The organism is Mycobacterium lehmannii, from assembly GCF_002245535.1.
GTDB classification, from domain to species: domain Bacteria; phylum Actinomycetota; class Actinomycetes; order Mycobacteriales; family Mycobacteriaceae; genus Mycobacterium; species Mycobacterium lehmannii.
In genome coordinates this window covers 1-15258 of sequence record NZ_NKCN01000030.1, presented here as the reverse complement: position 1 = coordinate 15258, position 15258 = coordinate 1, and the positions used below count along the sequence as shown (strand labels likewise).

Here is a 15258-nt window from a genome sequence, read left to right as displayed (position 1 = left end):
GACGCGTGTTGCGATGGACCACTGCTGGTGAATCACACGGCCGCGCCCTGGTGGCCGTGGTCGAGGGCATGGTCGCGGGCGTGCGCGTCACCTCCGACGACATCGCCGGACAACTGGCGCGCCGACGTCTCGGGTACGGCCGCGGCGCCCGGATGAAGTTCGAGCAGGACCAGGTCACGATGCTCGCCGGTGTCCGGCATGGCGTCACGCTCGGCGGCCCGATCGCGGTCGAGATCGGCAACACCGAGTGGCCGAAGTGGGAAACCGTGATGGCACCCGACCCCGTCGACCCCTCCGAGCTCGCAGAAAGCGCGCGGAACGCGCCGCTGACCCGGCCTCGGCCCGGGCACGCCGACTACGCGGGCATGCTCAAGTACGGCTTCGACGACGCCCGCCCGGTGCTGGAGCGTGCCAGCGCGCGCGAGACCGCGGCCCGCGTCGCCGCAGGCACCATCGCCCGCGCATTCCTCAAGGAGGCCCTCGGCGTCGAGGTGGTGTCCCACGTCATCTCGATCGGCGCGTCGGACCCCTACGACGGCCCGCCGCCGCAGGCGGCCGACCTCGCGGCGATCGACGCCAGCCCCGTGCGCGCGTACGACAAGGCCGCCGAGAAGTCGATGATCGACGAGATCGAGGCGGCCAAGAAGGACGGCGACACGCTGGGCGGCGTCGTCGAGGTGGTGGCGAACGGGCTTCCGGTCGGGCTGGGCTCCTTCACCAGCGGCGACAACCGGCTGGACAGCCAACTCGCCGCCGCGGTGATGGGCATCCAGGCGATCAAGGGTGTCGAAATCGGCGACGGCTTCCAGACCGCCCGCCGCCGCGGCAGCGTCGCCCACGACGAGATGTATCCGGGACCCGACGGCATCATGCGCTCGACGAACCGCGCGGGCGGGTTGGAAGGCGGGATGACCAACGGCCAACCGCTGCGGGTGCGGGCGGCGATGAAGCCGATCTCCACGGTTCCGCGCGCACTGGCCACCGTCGACATGGACACCGGTGAGGAGGCCGTCGCGATCCACCAGCGCTCCGACGTGTGCGCCGTGCCCGCCGCGGGTGTGGTCGTCGAGACCATGGTGGCGCTGGTGCTGGCGCGCGCGGCGCTGCAGAAGTTCGGCGGTGACTCGTTGACCGAGACGCGCGCCAACATCGACAACTACCTGCGGGCGGTGCGCACGCGTGAGCCCTCTCCGCAACGGGTCCAGGCTTCGGGCTGATGGCGCCCCGAGCAGTGCTGGTCGGATTGCCCGGCTCGGGTAAGTCCACCATCGGGCGGCGGCTGGCCAAGGCGCTCGACCTTTCAATGCTCGACACCGACGCCGCGATCGAGGAGACCACGGGCCGCACGATCGCCGACATCTTCGCCACCGACGGCGAGCAGGAGTTCCGCCGGATCGAGGAAGAGGTCATCCGCTCGGCACTGCGGACCCACGAGGGTGTGCTGTCGCTGGGCGGCGGCGCGGTGACCACACCCGGCGTGCGCGAGGCACTGGCCGGTCATACGGTCATCTATTTGGAGATCAGCGCCGCCGAAGGAGTTCGCCGGACCGGCGGAAGCACCGTGCGCCCGTTGCTCGAGGGCGGCGACCGCGGCGAGAAGTTCAAAGCCCTGATGTCCGAACGGGTTCCGCTGTATCGGCAGGTGGCGACGCTGCGGGTCAACACCAACCGGCGCAACCCCGGCGCGGTGGTGCGCTATATCGTGGCCCGCCTCGAGAACCCCGAGAACTCCCACTCCTCGCGACGCAAGCGCCGCTCGCCGTGGCGCAGGGGGCCGTCGCAGCTGACCGCCGAACCCAGTACCGAGGCCCCGCCGTCCCCGGCGGCGGTCGCCGCCCGCAATCCGAAGGCCAACCGTGATTGAGCCCGTGACCATAGACGTCCGCGTCGACCCGTCCTACCCGGTGATCGTCGGCACCGGACTGCTCGGCGATCTCGAGCGCGTGCTCGAGGGCAGGCACAAGGTCGCGATCCTGCACCAGCCGACGCTGGCGCAGACCGCCGAGGTCATACGAAGCACCCTGGCAGACAAGGGGATCGACGCACACCGCATCGAGATCCCGGACGCCGAGAAGGGCAAGGACCTGCCCGTCGTCGGGTTCATCTGGGAAGTGCTGGGCCGCATCGGGGTCGGCCGCAAGGATGCGATCGTCAGCCTGGGCGGGGGAGCGGCGACCGACGTCGCCGGGTTCGCCGCGGCCACCTGGCTGCGCGGCATCGACATCGTGCACGTGCCGACCACGCTGCTCGGCATGGTCGACGCCGCGGTCGGCGGGAAGACCGGCATCAACACCGACGCGGGCAAGAACCTGGTCGGCGCGTTCCACCAGCCGGCGGCCGTGCTCGTGGACCTCGCGACCCTGGAGACGTTGCCGCGCAACGAACTCGTGGCCGGTATGGCCGAGATCGTCAAGGCCGGCTTCATCTCCGACCCGACCATCCTCGATCTGATCGAAGCCGACCCAGAGGCGGCGCTCGACCCGACGGGCACCGTGCTTCCCGAACTGATCCGCCGCGCGATCGCGGTCAAGGCCGAGGTGGTGGCCGCCGACGAGAAGGAGTCGCAACTACGCGAGATCCTGAACTACGGCCATACCCTCGCCCACGCGATCGAACGCCGCGAACGCTACCAGTGGCGGCACGGCGCCGCAGTTTCGGTGGGGCTGGTCTTCGCCGCCGAACTCGGCCGGCTCGCGGGCCGGCTGGACGACGAAACCGCCGAGCGGCACCGTTCCGTGCTGACGTCGCTCGGGCTCCCGGTCAGCTATGACCCCGACGCGTTCGGCGACTTGCTGGAAAACATGGCCGGTGACAAGAAGACCCGCGCCGGTGTGCTGCGGTTCGTCGTGCTCGACGGGCTCGGCAAGCCCGGACGCCTGGAAGGGCCTGACCCGTCACTTCTGGCGGCGGCCTACGCAGAAATAGGGCGGTGACGTCATGACCCAGACTGTGCTCGTGCTCAACGGCCCCAACCTCGGTCGGCTGGGCCGCCGCGAACCCGGCGTGTACGGCAGCACCACCCACGACGAGTTGGTGGCGCTCATCGACCGCGAAGCCGATGCCCTCGGACTGAAGGCCGTTGTGCGCCAGAGTGACAACGAGGCCGACCTGCTGGGCTGGATCCACGCGGCCGCCGACGCCGGTGATCCGGTGATCATCAACGCCGGCGCGCTGACCCACACGTCGGTCGCCCTGCGCGATGCCTGCAGCGAACTGCGCGCGCCGCTGATCGAGGTGCACATCTCGAACGTGCACGCGCGCGAGGAGTTTCGGCATCATTCGTACCTCAGCGCCGTGGCCACGGGAGTGATCGTCGGCCTCGGCGTGCAGGGTTACCTGTTGGCCCTGCGGTATCTGGCCAGCCTCGGCGAGGAACCGCGTTCGTCGGTGCTGGCCACCGAATAGCAGATCGCCGTCGAGATCACCGTCGGCATCACGAGCGTGAGCATCAGCACGCAGACGACGATCGCCGGGTTCGGCGCCGTGAGCCAGGCCTCGGGGATGCGGGCCAGGCTTACGGCGAGCCAGGATCCAAAGATCGCAAGCACCACGGTGCCGATCGTGGCGAACTGGATGGACCGAAGCTCGAGGAGCGTCGGTTCGGTGGTGTCGGCCAACGACTTTCGTAACGCCCGGGTGCGCAGGTACACCAACACGAAATCGGCGATGACGAATGCCGCGGCTGCGACGACGATGGTGCCCTCGACCCACACCGCGGGCCGGTGCCCCCACATGAAGCGCAGGTAATCGATCGAGGTCTCGGACACGATCAGCGTCGCCGTCATCGCGGCCGCGAAGGTCAACCAACCGCCGAGTTCGGCAAGGAAGCCATACGCGCGCACATCGGCGGGGTCCTGGTCGCTGATCTTGTTGACGGCGTGGCTGGCCAGCATCCAGCCGAGCCCGCCGAACAGCGCAGCCGCCCCCGCGGCCAGCATCCCGGTCGACACCGCACCCTGAGTCCAGGCGATCGCACAGGTGGCCCGGCGCGCCCCGTCGGGCACCTGGGTTCCGGTGATCAAGCTGAACAGGAAGCTGTCGAGCATCAGGACCAGGACGGCCGAGGAGAACAGCGCCAGCGTGTGCACGCCTTCGCGGCTGTTCTTGTCGAACAGCAGGGCGATCGCGGTGATCAGGAAGCCGCCGAGCACCCCGGCCAGTTGGGAGTTCGCCGACGCGGACGACAACACGCTCCATTGGTCGGACGTGCAGAACTCGTCCGGGTTCACGGAGCGCTGGGCCTAGAGCTAGACCCGGTCGTCGCGGGGTGCGGTCTGGGTGGTGTCGTCCGTGCCCGGTTGACTGACCGCGGCGAAGACGTCGGTGTCGGTGCGGTCGTCGTCACCGGCGCGGTGCAGGTGCGGCGTCTGGTCGGCCTTGCGGTCGACGAGCCAGCGGCCCAGGGCCACCCCGGCGAGCGCCATCAGGAACACCAGCAGCGCGGTGAACGCCGCGAAGGTGGTGAGCTCGTTGACGAGCGCCTCGACGTAGAGCGCCTTGTAGAACAGCGAGATGAACCAGGCCACCGCGCCGCTGACGATCCCGGCGAACAGGCCGGCCAGCAGCCAGACCATTGCCAGGTCTCCGCGGCGGTCCGGGTCCGGGTTGGCGCGGGCGTCGGCGCGGCCGTCGATGAACCCCCAGATGAATACCGCAACTGCGAACAGAACGACCAGCACGACGCTGATCAATCCTGCCTTGGTTTCCCACGCGTTGATCAGCGCGCCCTGCAGCAATCGCACGATCACCATCAGGGTCGCGAACACCAGTCCGCGCAGCAACCACTTACTCATGGGGCCTCACCTTAGCGAGTAGCGTCATCGACCGTGACTATTTCACAGCGCCGGAGCCGGTTGCGCGAGCGGCTGGCCAAATCCGAAATCGATGCCATGTTGGTATCGGACCTGGTCAACGTGCGCTATCTGAGCGGGTTCACCGGCTCCAACGCCGCCCTGCTGATCAAGGCGGACGACGAAACGCCGGTGCTGGCGACCGACGGGCGCTATCGCACGCAGGCAGGGCAGCAGGCGCCCGACGCCGAAATCGTCATCGAGCGGGCGTGCGGACCGCATCTGGCGGGTCGTGCCGCCGCCGACGGCGTGCGCCGGCTCGGCTTCGAGAGCCATGTGGTCACCGTCGATGCTTTTTCAGTTCTGGAGAAGGCCGCTGGAGAACAGATCGACATGGTGCGCGCCGCCGGGACCGTCGAGGCGCTGCGCGAAGTCAAGGACGCCGGCGAGGTCGCACTGCTGCGGCTGGCCTGCGAGGCTGCCGACGCGGCACTGCAAGACCTGGTCGACCGCGGTGGGCTGCGGGCCGGTCGCAGTGAGAAGGAGGTCGCCCGCGAACTGGAGTGGCTGATGCTCGAACACGGCGCCGACGGTCCGTCTTTCGACACGATCGTGGCGGCCGGACCGAACTCGGCGATTCCGCATCACCGGCCCACCGATGCCGTTCTGACGGCCGGCGATTTCGTCAAGATCGATTTCGGCGCGTTGGTGAGCGGTTACCACTCCGACATGACCAGGACCTTCGTGCTCGCGCCGATCGCGGACTGGCAGCGCGAGATCTACGCGTTGGTGTCCGCCGCTCAGAAGGCGGGCCGGGAGGCGTTGGCGCCGGGAGTCGCGTGCAAGGACGTCGACGCGGCATCGCGGCAGGTCATCGCCGACGCCGGTTACATCGAGAACTTCACCCACGGCCTCGGCCACGGCGTGGGACTGCAGATCCACGAAGCGCCAGGAATCAGCGGGGCCTCCGTCGGTACACTGCTTGCTGGCTCCGCGGTGACCGTGGAGCCCGGTGTCTATCTGCCCGACCGTGGCGGTGTCCGCATCGAGGACACGCTCGTCGTCGGGGACGGCGCTCCAGACTTGCTCACCCGGTTCCCCAAGGAACTGGCCATCCTCTGACAAGGAGTACTACCAACGTGGCAACGACCGCCGACTTCAAGAACGGGCTCGTCCTGGTGATCGACGGCCAACTTTGGCAGATCATCGAATTCCAGCACGTCAAACCGGGCAAGGGACCGGCCTTCGTGCGCACCAAGCTCAAGAACGTCGTCTCTGGCAAGACCGTGGACAAGACCTACAACGCCGGGGTGAAGGTCGAGACCGCGACGGTCGACCGGCGCGACGCGACCTACCTGTACCGCGACGGTTCGGATTTCGTGTTCATGGATTCCGAGGACTACGAGCAGCATCCGCTGCCCGAGTCCCTCGTTGGCCGCGCCGCTGGGTTCCTGCTGGAGAGCATGCCGGTGCAGATCGCCTTCCACGACGGCAATCCGCTCTACCTCGAGTTGCCTGTGACCGTCGAACTCGAGGTGACCCACACCGAGCCGGGCCTGCAGGGTGACCGCTCCAGCGCCGGCACCAAACCCGCGACCGTCGAGACCGGTGCCGAGATCCAGGTGCCGCTGTTCATCAACACCGGCGACAAGCTGAAGATCGATTCGCGTGACGGCAGCTACCTGGGTCGGGTGAATGCCTGACCGGAAGGGCGATCGGGGCAGGCATCAGGCACGCAAGCGCGCCGTCGACCTGCTCTTCGAAGCCGAAGCGCGCGGGCTCACCTCGGCCGAGGTGGCCGATGCACGAAATGCGTTGGCCGAGAACCAGTCCGACGTATCGCCGCTCAACCCCTACACGGTGACGGTGGCCCGTGGTGTGACGGAGCACGCCGCACACATCGACGATCTGATCGCCTCCCATCTGCAGGGCTGGACGCTCGAGAGGCTGCCTGCCGTCGATCGCGCGATCCTGCGGGTCGCGGTGTGGGAGCTGCTGCACGCCGAGGACGTCCCCGAACCGGTGGCCGTCGACGAGGCGGTCGAACTCGCCAAACAGTTGTCCACCGACGACTCACCGGGTTTCGTCAACGGAGTGCTGGGTCAGGTGATGCTCGTGACGCCACAGATTCGTGCCGCCGCTGCGGCCGTGCGGGGTGAGGGGAGCGGGGGATAGGCGATGCCCACACCGCAGGACTGGGCGCCGTACTCCAGCGTCGACGAAGCGGCCAGGGTGTATCTACGCGATCCCGAACTCGCGCTCGACCAACTGCGGTCGGTGGTGGACCTGCCGATCATCAAGTCGTTCATCATGTCGCGCGGCGACATCGACGAGCCGTGGGGCGAGGAGGACCAATCCCTGTGGCAGGAGGTCGTCCTCACCGACGGGCACCGGCTGATCATGTGGCGCGCCGACGACGAGATGTCGTCGACGGACCGCGACCGTCGCGTGCTCAACGCCTCGGTGCGCACGATCCTGTTGTCGACGATCACCGATCACGTGCTGACTACCGAGTACGAGGTGCTCGACGACGGCGCCCGGCGCCTGTCGGAGGTCAGGTTGCGCATGTACACCCAACTGATCACCCGCGCACGACAGAAGTCCGCCACCGAATCCGACGTCTACTGCGAGTCGTTCCGCTACTACAAGTCCGTCGACAACGGCGGGCTCGCGCAGATGCAGCGGCTGTTGCAGTTCGGGCGGGTCCTGTCGCGCAGCATGCAGTAGCGCGCCGACGATTACCGGGCCACGGAGTCTCGATAGTCCGGCAACTCGATCGAGTCGGCCGTCGTGAACCACAGCCGCGCGGCCACCGGTCGAAACGGCCAGCGCTGCATCCACTTCATCACCGCCGCGTTGACCGCGATGTCGGACTCCTTCATCGGTGCGTACCGGTCGATGGTGTTGTTCAACTTCTGGCAGGTGTCGACGTAGGGGCGCATCCGCGACTCGTACCGCGCCAGCGCCTCGGCGATGCCGTCGGCCTCGAACGAATCCGCCGGGCCCAGTTCGCCCGCGAGAAGATAGGCGCCGACAAGGGCGAGGCTCGTACCCATGCCCGACAGCGGCGATGCGCAGTATCCGGCATCGCCGACGAGGGTGACGCGTCCCGTCGACCATGACGGCATGTGGATCTGGGCGAAAGAATCGAAGTAGAAGTCGTCGGCTTGGTCGGCGGCGGCCAGCAGCGCGTCGCACTCCCACCCGGCGCCTGCGAACCGCTCGGCGAGGATCCGGCGCTGTTGGTCGGGGTCGTGCCGGTCGTACTCAATCGGCTCGGATCGAAAAGCCAGGCCGGCCTTGGCGATTGCGGGATCGTGGGAGGGCCGCATCGAGGCGTTCAGGCCGCCGGGAGCCTGGTAGAGCAGGTACCAGCCGTCGAGTCCGACGCTGTCGGGCGCGGAGAACCACGCGTTGTATCCGCCGATCGGCTTGACGAACTGATCCTCGGGGCCGAAGGCCAGGCGGCGCACGGCCGAATGCGGACCGTCGGCGCCGACGACGAGGTCGGCGTGCAGCACTGTGCCGTCGGCCAGCGTCGCCTCGACTCCCGCGTCGACTTCGCGAAGTTCCGAGATCCGCTGTCCGAAACGGTATTCGACGGAGTCGCGGGTGGCCTCGTACAGCACGTCGACCAGATCGCCGCGCAGGATCTCCAACTTCGACACCAGACCGTTGCCGTCGAACGCGGTCACCGGCATCTCGGCACGTCTGCTGCCGTCGGAACGCACCCAGGCCGCACCGCGCTGTTCGAGCGCGCGGGCCCGCATCTGGTCGATCAGCCCCATCCGCTCGACGACGTCGCCGCCCGCGCCGCGCAGATCGACCGTCTGGCCGCCGGGCCGCACGCCCGGTGCGATCTCCACGACGACAACGCGATATCCCTTGCGCGTCAACCAGAACGCCAACGACGGCCCGGCGATCCCGGCGCCACTGATCAGGACGGTCTGCTGGGTCATGCCGCCAGACTAAACGCTCAGATGTCGAGTGCCTGGTAGGTCCGGCGGACGAATTTCGGCTGAGCGCTCTGCAGCTTGGCCAGCGAGGTGTTGCCCGCGATCGCGGCCATGTCGACGTTGAGATCGGGCAGGTTCTGGACCAGGTAGATCAGGATCAGATCCGCGGACGGGTCGGCCTGCCACCATGTGCCGTACGCACCGGGCCAGCTGAACGTACCCAGCCCGCCGGGCCCGAACAGCGGCTGGGATTTCGCCGGATCGGTCACCACCGACAGGTTCAGCCCGAACCCGCGGCCCACCCAGAACGGGGCGCCGAGAAAGTCCTGGCGCTTCTGCTCGTCGGTCAGGCGGTCGGTGCGCATCAGCCGCACGGACTCCTCTGACAGCACCCGGACACCGTCCAGCGTCCCGCCGGCCAACAGCATCTGCGCAAAGCGCAAGTAGTCATCGACTGTCGACCACAATCCGGCACCGCCGGTGCAGAACGGCGGATCGGTGATCGGTGCGGGTCCCATCACGTCGTGCTGCAGGGTGTTGTTCTGGTCGAGCTTGTACATCGTCGCGGCGCGGTGTCGTCGCGACGTGCCCACCGAGAACCCGGTGTCGGGCATCTGTAAGGGCTCAAAGATCCGTTCGCGCAAGATGTCGGACAACGGTTTGCCCTCGATCCGCGATAACGCGATCCCCAGCACGTCGGTGGCGTGGCTGTAGGTGAGCCGGTCACCGGGCTGGTGCGCCAGCGGCAAGGCGGCCAGCTCGGCCAGCCAGCGGTCCTGATCCTGGCGGAACGACATCCGGCCGTAGGCGCGGCTCAACGGACCCAACACCGAGAAGGCATAGGCCAGACCGCTGCGGTGGGTCATCAGGTCGTCGAACGTGATGAGACGCCGGGCAGGCGTGGTCTTGTCGAGCTCACCCCGCGGGTCGACAAGCACCTGCATGTCGGCGAGTTCGGGCACCCACCTGGCGATCGGGTCGGTGAGCGCGAAGCGGCCCTCCTCGAGAATGCTCATCGCGGCCGCGACCGTCACCGGCTTGGTCATCGAGGCGATGCGGAAGAGCGTGTCGCGCTGCATCGGCAGCCCGGCGTCGACGTCGCGGTGCCCCAACTCGTTGACCTGAACCACCTCGCCGGCGTGCCACACGAGGGTCACCGCCCCGGCGAGGAGCCCGGCGTCGATCGCCTCGCGGATGGACGCGTGGTTGCCGTCGAGTTTCATCGCGGCAAGCCTACTGACACGGTGGTGTGGGCAGTCGCCTTCGTGGCGCGAACGGACCACCGTCATCCGGGTGCTAAGCTTCCCCGCAGTTTCGACGTCCTTTAAGGAGCCGTCCAGAGAGGCGGAGAAGGAGGTCAGAGTCGCTTGGGCGCGCATGAAGGCTCGTCGGGCACCGACCGGGAGCTGATGTCCGCAGCGGACGTCGGCCGCACCATTTCCCGTATCGCCCACCAGATCATCGAGAAGACCGCACTCGACGGTTCCCCCGACGACGCCACGGCTCCCCGCGTCGTCCTGCTCGGCATCCCGACCCGGGGCGTGACGCTGGCCACCCGGCTCGCCGAGAAAATCAAGGAGTTCTCCGGCGTCGTCGTCCCGCACGGCGCGCTCGACAACACGCTGTACCGCGACGACCTCGACTTCAAGCCGCCCCGCGCTCTGGAGGAGACCTCGATACCCGAGGGCGGTGTCGATCAGTCGCTGGTCATCCTCGTCGACGACGTGCTCTACACCGGCCGCTCGGTGCGCGCGGCCCTGGACGCGCTGCGTGACATCGGCAGACCGAAGGCGGTGCAGCTGGCCGTCCTCGTCGACCGCGGCCACCGGGAGCTGCCGCTGCGCGCCGACTACGTGGGCAAGAACGTGCCCACGTCCCGAAGCGAGAACGTCAAGGTCCGGTTGGCCGAAGACGATGGCCACGACCGTGTGTCCATCGCGCCGTACGGAGGTCCGATCAGGTGAAACATCTGCTCTCGGCGGCGGATCTGTCGCGCGACGACGCGCTGGCGATCCTCGACAACGCCGACCGTTTCAGCCAGGCGCTGCTCGGCCGCGAGGTCAAGAAGCTGCCCACCCTGCGCGGGCGCACGATCATCACGATGTTCTACGAGAACTCGACCCGCACCCGGGTCTCCTTCGAGGTCGCCGGCAAGTGGATGAGCGCCGACGTGATCAACGTCAGCGCCTCGGGATCGTCGGTGTCCAAGGGGGAGTCGCTGCGCGACACCGCGTTGACGCTGCGCGCCGCCGGAGCCGACGCGCTGATCCTGCGCCACCCTGCCTCGGGAGCGCCGCAACAACTCGCCGAGTGGACGGCCACCGAGGACGGGCACGGTCCTGCGGTCATCAACGCCGGCGACGGCACCCACGAGCACCCCACCCAGGCGCTGCTCGACGCGTTGACCATCCGCCAGCGCCTCGGCGACATCGAGGGCAAGCGGGTGGTCATCGTCGGCGATGTCCTGCACAGCCGGGTGGCCCGCTCGAATGTGCTTCTGCTGCACACCCTCGGCGCGGAGGTGGTGTTGGTCGCGCCGCCGACGTTGCTGCCGGTCGGTGTCGCCGGCTGGCCGGTCACGGTCTCGCACGACCTCGACGCCGAACTGCCGCTGGCCGACGCGGTGCTGATGTTGAGGGTGCAGGCCGAGCGCATGAACGGCGGCTTCTTCCCGTCGGCCAGGGAGTACTCGGTGCTCTACGGCTTGTCCGAGAAGCGCCAGGCGCTGCTTTCGGGTAACGCGGTGGTGCTGCACCCGGGCCCGATGGTCCGCGGTATGGAGATCGCGTTCTCCGTCGCGGACTCGTCGCAATCGGCTGTGCTGCAGCAGGTTTCCAACGGTGTGCATATCCGGATGGCGGTGCTGTTCCACTTGTTGGTGGGTGCCGAGAAAGAGGCGATCAGCGTATGAGCGTGCTGATACGAGGGGTCCGACTCTACGGCGAGGGCGACCGCGTCGACGTGTTGGTGGACGACGGGCAGATCGCCGACATCGGCGCGGACCTGGCGGAGTCCGGCGGCCTCGAGAAGGCCTCCGAGGTCATCGACGCCACCGATCAGGTGCTGCTCCCCGGCTTCGTCGACCTGCACACCCACCTGCGCGAGCCCGGCCGCGAGTACGCCGAGGACATCGAAACCGGCTCGGCCGCAGCCGCTCTGGGCGGGTACACCGCGGTGTTCGCCATGGCCAACACCACCCCCGTCGCCGACAGCCCCGTGGTGACCGACCATGTCTGGCAGCGAGGTCAGCAGGTGGGTCTGGTCGACGTGCACCCCGTCGGCGCGGTGACCGTCGGTCTGGCGGGTGCCCAGCTCACCGAGATGGGGATGATGGCAAGCGGTGCCGCGCAGGTGCGGATGTTCTCCGACGACGGCATCTGTGTGCACGACCCGCTGATCATGCGCCGCGCGCTCGAATACGCCACCGGGCTCGGCGTGCTGATCGCCCAGCACGCCGAGGAGCCCCGGCTCACGGTCGGCGCCGTTGCCCACGAAGGTCCCAACGCCGCGCGGCTGGGCCTCGCCGGGTGGCCGCGCGCGGCCGAGGAGTCGATCGTCGCGCGCGATGCGCTGCTGGCGCGCGACGCCGGCGCGCGGGTGCACATCTGCCATGCGTCCACCTCGGGCACGGTCGAGATCGTGCGATGGGCGAAATCACAGGGGATCTCGATCACAGCGGAGGTGACCCCACACCACTTGCTGCTCGACGACGAACGGCTGGCCACCTACGACGGGCGCTATCGGGTCAACCCGCCGCTGCGTGAGGCCTCGGACGCGCGGTCGCTGCGCCAGGCGCTGGCGGACGGGATCATCGACTGTGTGGCCACCGATCACGCCCCGCACGCCGAGCACGAGAAGTGCTGCGAGTTCTCCGTCGCCCGCCCCGGCATGCTCGGATTGCAGACCGCGCTGTCGGTGGTGGTCGAGACCATGGTGCGCCCGGGGCTGCTGAGCTGGCGGGACGTCGCGCGGGTGATGAGCGAGCGGCCCGCCGAAATCGTCGGGCTGCCCGATCAGGGAAGGCCACTGGAAATCGGCGAGCCGGCCAACCTGACGGTGGTCGACCCGGACGCGACGTGGACGGTCGAGGGTTCCGCCCTGGCCAGCCGGTCGGCCAACACGCCCTATGAGGCGCTCGAACTGCCCGGGGCAGTGACGCTGACGTTGTTGCGCGGCAAGGTGACTGCGCGCGATGGGAAGTGTCCGGCATGAATACAGCCACGCTCGTCGGATCGCTGATCATGGCGGCCGTCGTGGCCGTGCTCATCGCGGTGCTGATCCAGGCGATGATCCGGGGATGGCGCCGCCGCGCCGAACGTCAGGCCGAACTGATCGGGACACTGCCCGCGCTTCCCGACACGGTCGGGCCCGCGATCGTGTCCGCCACCAAGGGCCTGTACGTCGGCAGCACGCTGGCCCCCCATTGGAACGACCGAATCGTGGTCGGCGACCTGGGCTTCCGCGCCAAGGCCGTGCTGACGCGCTACCCCGAAGGAATCATGTTGCAGCGCAGCGGGGCCCTGCCGATCTGGATTCCCGACGAGGCGATCACCGAAATCCGCACCGAGCGGGGGATCGCGGGCAAGGCGATGACGCACGAAGGCATTCTCGCGATCCGGTGGCGACTGCCGTCGGGCACCGAAATCGATACCGGGTTCCGCGCCAACGACCGCCGCGAGTACTCGCACTGGGTGGAACAGGAGGCGGTGTGAGAGGAAGCGACAAGTCGGCGATGAGCGCTCGTCGCGAAACGCAGAAGGCACTGTTGGTGCTCGAGGACGGCCGCGTCTTCACGGGCACGACGTTCGGCGCGGTCGGGCAGGCGCTCGGCGAGGCGGTGTTCTCCACGGGAATGTCGGGCTATCAGGAGACGCTCACCGATCCGAGTTACCACGGGCAGATCGTGGTCGCGACGGCACCGCAGATCGGCAACACCGGATGGAACCACGAGGACGCCGAGAGCCGCGGCGACAAGATCTGGGTGGCCGGTTATGCGGTGCGCGATCCCTCGCCGAGGGCCTCGAACTGGCGGGCCACCGGCACGCTCGACGAGGAACTCGAACGCCAGGGCATCGTCGGCATCGCGGGCATCGACACTCGCGCGGTGGTGCGCCACTTGCGCAGTCGGGGCTCGATGCGGGCCGGGTTGTTCTCCGGTCCGGCGCTGGCCGACCCCGACGAACTGCTCGAGCGGGTGCGCAGCCAGCCCGGCATGCTCGGCGCGAACCTGGCCGGAGAGGTCAGCACCGACGCCACCTATGTGGTGGAACCTCAAGGACCGCAACGGTTCACGGTGGCTGCGATCGACCTCGGCATCAAGACGAACACCCCCCGCAATTTCGCCAGGCGCGGTATCCGCAGCCACGTGTTGCCGGCGTCGACGACCTATGAGCAGATCGCCGACCTGAAACCCGACGGTGTGTTCCTGTCCAACGGCCCCGGCGACCCCGCCACCGCCGACCACATCGTGGCCGTCACCCGGGAGGTGCTCGGCGCGGGCATTCCGCTGTTCGGCATCTGTTTCGGCAATCAGATCCTGGGCCGTGCGCTGGGACGCTCGACGTACAAGATGGTATTCGGCCACCGTGGGATCAACGTGCCGGTGATCGACCACCAGACCGGCGCCGTCGCGATCACCGCGCAGAACCACGGTTTCGCGTTAGAAGGAGAGCGCGGCGAGGTTTTCGATACCCCGTTCGGCGAGGCGATCGTCAGCCACACCTGCGCCAACGACGGTGTCGTGGAGGGCATCAAACTCGTCAGCGGGCTGGCTTTTTCGGTGCAGTACCACCCGGAGGCCGCCGCGGGACCTCACGATGCGAACTATCTGTTCGACCAGTTTGTCGACCTGATGGCAGGGGAGAAGGGTGCCTGATTTGCGCCGAAATTGCATTCCAGCAGGCCATTACTCGCACTTTCGCTGCGGGAATGCACTTTCGCGGAATGAGGCCAGCTAATGCCCAAGCGGAGCGACCTGAACCACGTCCTGGTGATCGGCTCCGGGCCGATCGTGATCGGTCAGGCCGCCGAGTTCGACTACTCCGGCACCCAGGCGTGCCGGGTGTTGCGCGCCGAGGGGTTGCAGGTCAGCCTGATCAACTCGAACCCGGCGACGATCATGACCGACCCCGAGTACGCCGACCACACTTACGTCGAGCCGATCACGCCGGCGTTCGTCGAGCGGGTGATCGTGCAGCAGGCCGAGCGCGGCAACAAGATCGACGGCCTGCTGGCCACACTGGGTGGCCAGACAGCGTTGAACACCGCGGTCGCGCTGTCGGAGTCGGGGGCGCTGGCCAAGCACGGCGTGGAGCTGATCGGCGCGGACTTCGAGGCCATCCAGCGCGGCGAGGACCGGCAGCGGTTCAAGGACATCGTCGCCAAGGTCGGCGGCGAATCCGCGCGCTCGCGAGTGTGTTTCACGATGGACGAGGTGCGCGAAACGGTCGAGGACCTCGGCTTGCCGGTGGTGGTGCGCCCCTCCTTCACGATGGGCGGGCTGGGCTCGGGGA

17 protein-coding genes and 1 pseudogene are annotated in these 15258 nt (G+C 68.2%); 14 read left to right on the top strand and 4 right to left on the bottom strand.

Features of this window, described 5'->3' with window-relative positions; all coding sequences use genetic code 11:
* Window positions 1–5: 5 nt before the first annotated feature.
* From aroC to aroQ, 4 genes and pseudogenes are all read left to right on the top strand, one after another.
* A complete protein-coding gene (aroC, locus tag CEX87_RS23815) occupies window positions 6–1217 on the top strand; it encodes a chorismate synthase (protein WP_064395628.1) in 1212 nt (403 codons plus the stop codon).
* Window positions 1217–1741, top strand: a pseudogene (locus CEX87_RS23810) (shikimate kinase); the annotation flags it as partial. The gene aroC and the pseudogene CEX87_RS23810, both read left to right, overlap by 1 nt.
* A 115-nt stretch (window positions 1742–1856) precedes the next feature.
* A complete protein-coding gene (gene aroB, locus CEX87_RS23805; protein WP_064395430.1) occupies window positions 1857–2933 on the top strand; it encodes a 3-dehydroquinate synthase in 1077 nt (358 codons plus the stop codon).
* Window positions 2934–2937: 4 nt separating this feature from the next.
* Window positions 2938–3405 carry a type II 3-dehydroquinate dehydratase gene (gene aroQ / locus CEX87_RS23800; protein WP_064395431.1) on the top strand — a complete coding sequence of 156 codons (468 nt, stop codon included), beginning with the start codon at window positions 2938–2940 and terminating at the stop codon, window positions 3403–3405.
* Here aroQ and CEX87_RS23795 read toward each other — a convergent pair.
* Window positions 3333–4229: a hypothetical protein gene (locus tag CEX87_RS23795; RefSeq protein ID WP_064395432.1), complete on the bottom strand. Its 897-nt coding sequence runs from the start codon at window positions 4227–4229 to the stop codon at window positions 3333–3335. The two genes, aroQ and CEX87_RS23795, sit on opposite strands and share 73 nt — an antisense overlap.
* An 18-nt stretch (window positions 4230–4247) precedes the next feature.
* Window positions 4248–4793 carry a B-4DMT family transporter gene (locus tag CEX87_RS23790; RefSeq protein WP_064395433.1) on the bottom strand — a complete coding sequence of 182 codons (546 nt, stop codon included), beginning with the start codon at window positions 4791–4793 and terminating at the stop codon, window positions 4248–4250.
* Window positions 4794–4826: 33 nt separating this feature from the next.
* On the opposite strand from CEX87_RS23790, the gene CEX87_RS23785 reads away from it, so the two are divergent.
* Genes CEX87_RS23785 through CEX87_RS23770 form a run of 4 tightly spaced genes read left to right on the top strand, consistent with a single transcriptional unit; the run spans window position 4827 to window position 7517 of the window.
* On the top strand, window positions 4827–5912 hold the full coding sequence (locus tag CEX87_RS23785; protein ID WP_094289374.1) for a M24 family metallopeptidase: 1086 nt from the start codon (window positions 4827–4829) through the stop codon (window positions 5910–5912).
* Window positions 5913–5929: 17 nt separating this feature from the next.
* Window positions 5930–6493: an elongation factor P gene (gene efp / locus CEX87_RS23780; RefSeq protein ID WP_064395435.1), complete on the top strand. Its 564-nt coding sequence runs from the start codon at window positions 5930–5932 to the stop codon at window positions 6491–6493.
* A complete protein-coding gene (nusB, locus tag CEX87_RS23775) occupies window positions 6486–6965 on the top strand; it encodes a transcription antitermination factor NusB (RefSeq protein WP_064395436.1) in 480 nt (159 codons plus the stop codon). The genes efp and nusB overlap by 8 nt, the downstream gene beginning before the upstream one ends.
* 3 nt (window positions 6966–6968) lie before the next feature.
* Complete coding sequence (locus tag CEX87_RS23770) at window positions 6969–7517, top strand: hypothetical protein (protein ID WP_064395437.1); 549 nt, start codon at window positions 6969–6971, stop codon at window positions 7515–7517.
* 11 nt (window positions 7518–7528) lie between these two features.
* On the opposite strand, the gene CEX87_RS23765 is transcribed toward CEX87_RS23770, so the two are convergent.
* Entirely contained in the window at window positions 7529–8749 is a 1221-nt protein-coding gene (locus CEX87_RS23765; protein ID WP_064417114.1) for an FAD-dependent monooxygenase, read from the bottom strand.
* Window positions 8750–8766: 17 nt separating this feature from the next.
* A complete protein-coding gene (locus tag CEX87_RS23760) occupies window positions 8767–9969 on the bottom strand; it encodes a serine hydrolase domain-containing protein (RefSeq protein WP_064425961.1) in 1203 nt (400 codons plus the stop codon).
* 144 nt (window positions 9970–10113) lie between these two features.
* Between CEX87_RS23760 and pyrR the strand changes: the two genes are divergently transcribed.
* The 6 genes from pyrR to CEX87_RS23730 all read left to right on the top strand — a co-directional run.
* Window positions 10114–10710, top strand: a complete 597-nt coding sequence (gene pyrR / locus CEX87_RS23755; protein ID WP_064417116.1) for a bifunctional pyr operon transcriptional regulator/uracil phosphoribosyltransferase PyrR — start codon at window positions 10114–10116, stop codon at window positions 10708–10710.
* A complete protein-coding gene (locus CEX87_RS23750) occupies window positions 10707–11657 on the top strand; it encodes an aspartate carbamoyltransferase catalytic subunit (RefSeq protein WP_064395441.1) in 951 nt (316 codons plus the stop codon). The genes pyrR and CEX87_RS23750 overlap by 4 nt, the downstream gene beginning before the upstream one ends.
* Complete coding sequence (locus CEX87_RS23745) at window positions 11654–12958, top strand: dihydroorotase (RefSeq protein ID WP_064425960.1); 1305 nt, start codon at window positions 11654–11656, stop codon at window positions 12956–12958. The genes CEX87_RS23750 and CEX87_RS23745 overlap by 4 nt, the downstream gene beginning before the upstream one ends.
* Window positions 12955–13458: a PH-like domain-containing protein gene (locus CEX87_RS23740; RefSeq protein WP_064417172.1), complete on the top strand. Its 504-nt coding sequence runs from the start codon at window positions 12955–12957 to the stop codon at window positions 13456–13458. The genes CEX87_RS23745 and CEX87_RS23740 overlap by 4 nt, the downstream gene beginning before the upstream one ends.
* A 20-nt stretch (window positions 13459–13478) precedes the next feature.
* Window positions 13479–14621, top strand: coding sequence for a glutamine-hydrolyzing carbamoyl-phosphate synthase small subunit (gene carA / locus CEX87_RS23735; protein ID WP_064395443.1), 1143 nt, complete (start codon window positions 13479–13481; stop codon window positions 14619–14621).
* 81 nt (window positions 14622–14702) lie between these two features.
* Window positions 14703–15258 (top strand): carbamoyl phosphate synthase preATP-grasp domain-containing protein (locus tag CEX87_RS23730; RefSeq protein WP_463605570.1); only part of this gene is annotated, 556 nt, incomplete at its 3' end.

Bases quoted from the DNA above. Each gene is read 5' to 3' on its own strand.
- aroQ (WP_064395431.1), top strand. From the start codon at position 2,938: ATGACCCAGACTGTGCTCGTGCTCAACGGCCCCAACCTCGGTCGGCTG.
- CEX87_RS23790 (WP_064395433.1), bottom strand. From the start codon at position 4,793: ATGAGTAAGTGGTTGCTGCGCGGACTGGTGTTCGCGACCCTGATGGTG.
- nusB (WP_064395436.1), top strand. From the start codon at position 6,486: ATGCCTGACCGGAAGGGCGATCGGGGCAGGCATCAGGCACGCAAGCGC.
- CEX87_RS23770 (WP_064395437.1), top strand. From the start codon at position 6,969: ATGCCCACACCGCAGGACTGGGCGCCGTACTCCAGCGTCGACGAAGCG.
- CEX87_RS23765 (WP_064417114.1), bottom strand. From the start codon at position 8,749: ATGACCCAGCAGACCGTCCTGATCAGTGGCGCCGGGATCGCCGGGCCG.
- CEX87_RS23760 (WP_064425961.1), bottom strand. From the start codon at position 9,969: ATGAAACTCGACGGCAACCACGCGTCCATCCGCGAGGCGATCGACGCC.
- CEX87_RS23745 (WP_064425960.1), top strand. From the start codon at position 11,654: ATGAGCGTGCTGATACGAGGGGTCCGACTCTACGGCGAGGGCGACCGC.
- CEX87_RS23740 (WP_064417172.1), top strand. From the start codon at position 12,955: ATGAATACAGCCACGCTCGTCGGATCGCTGATCATGGCGGCCGTCGTG.
- carA (WP_064395443.1), top strand. From the start codon at position 13,479: ATGAGCGCTCGTCGCGAAACGCAGAAGGCACTGTTGGTGCTCGAGGAC.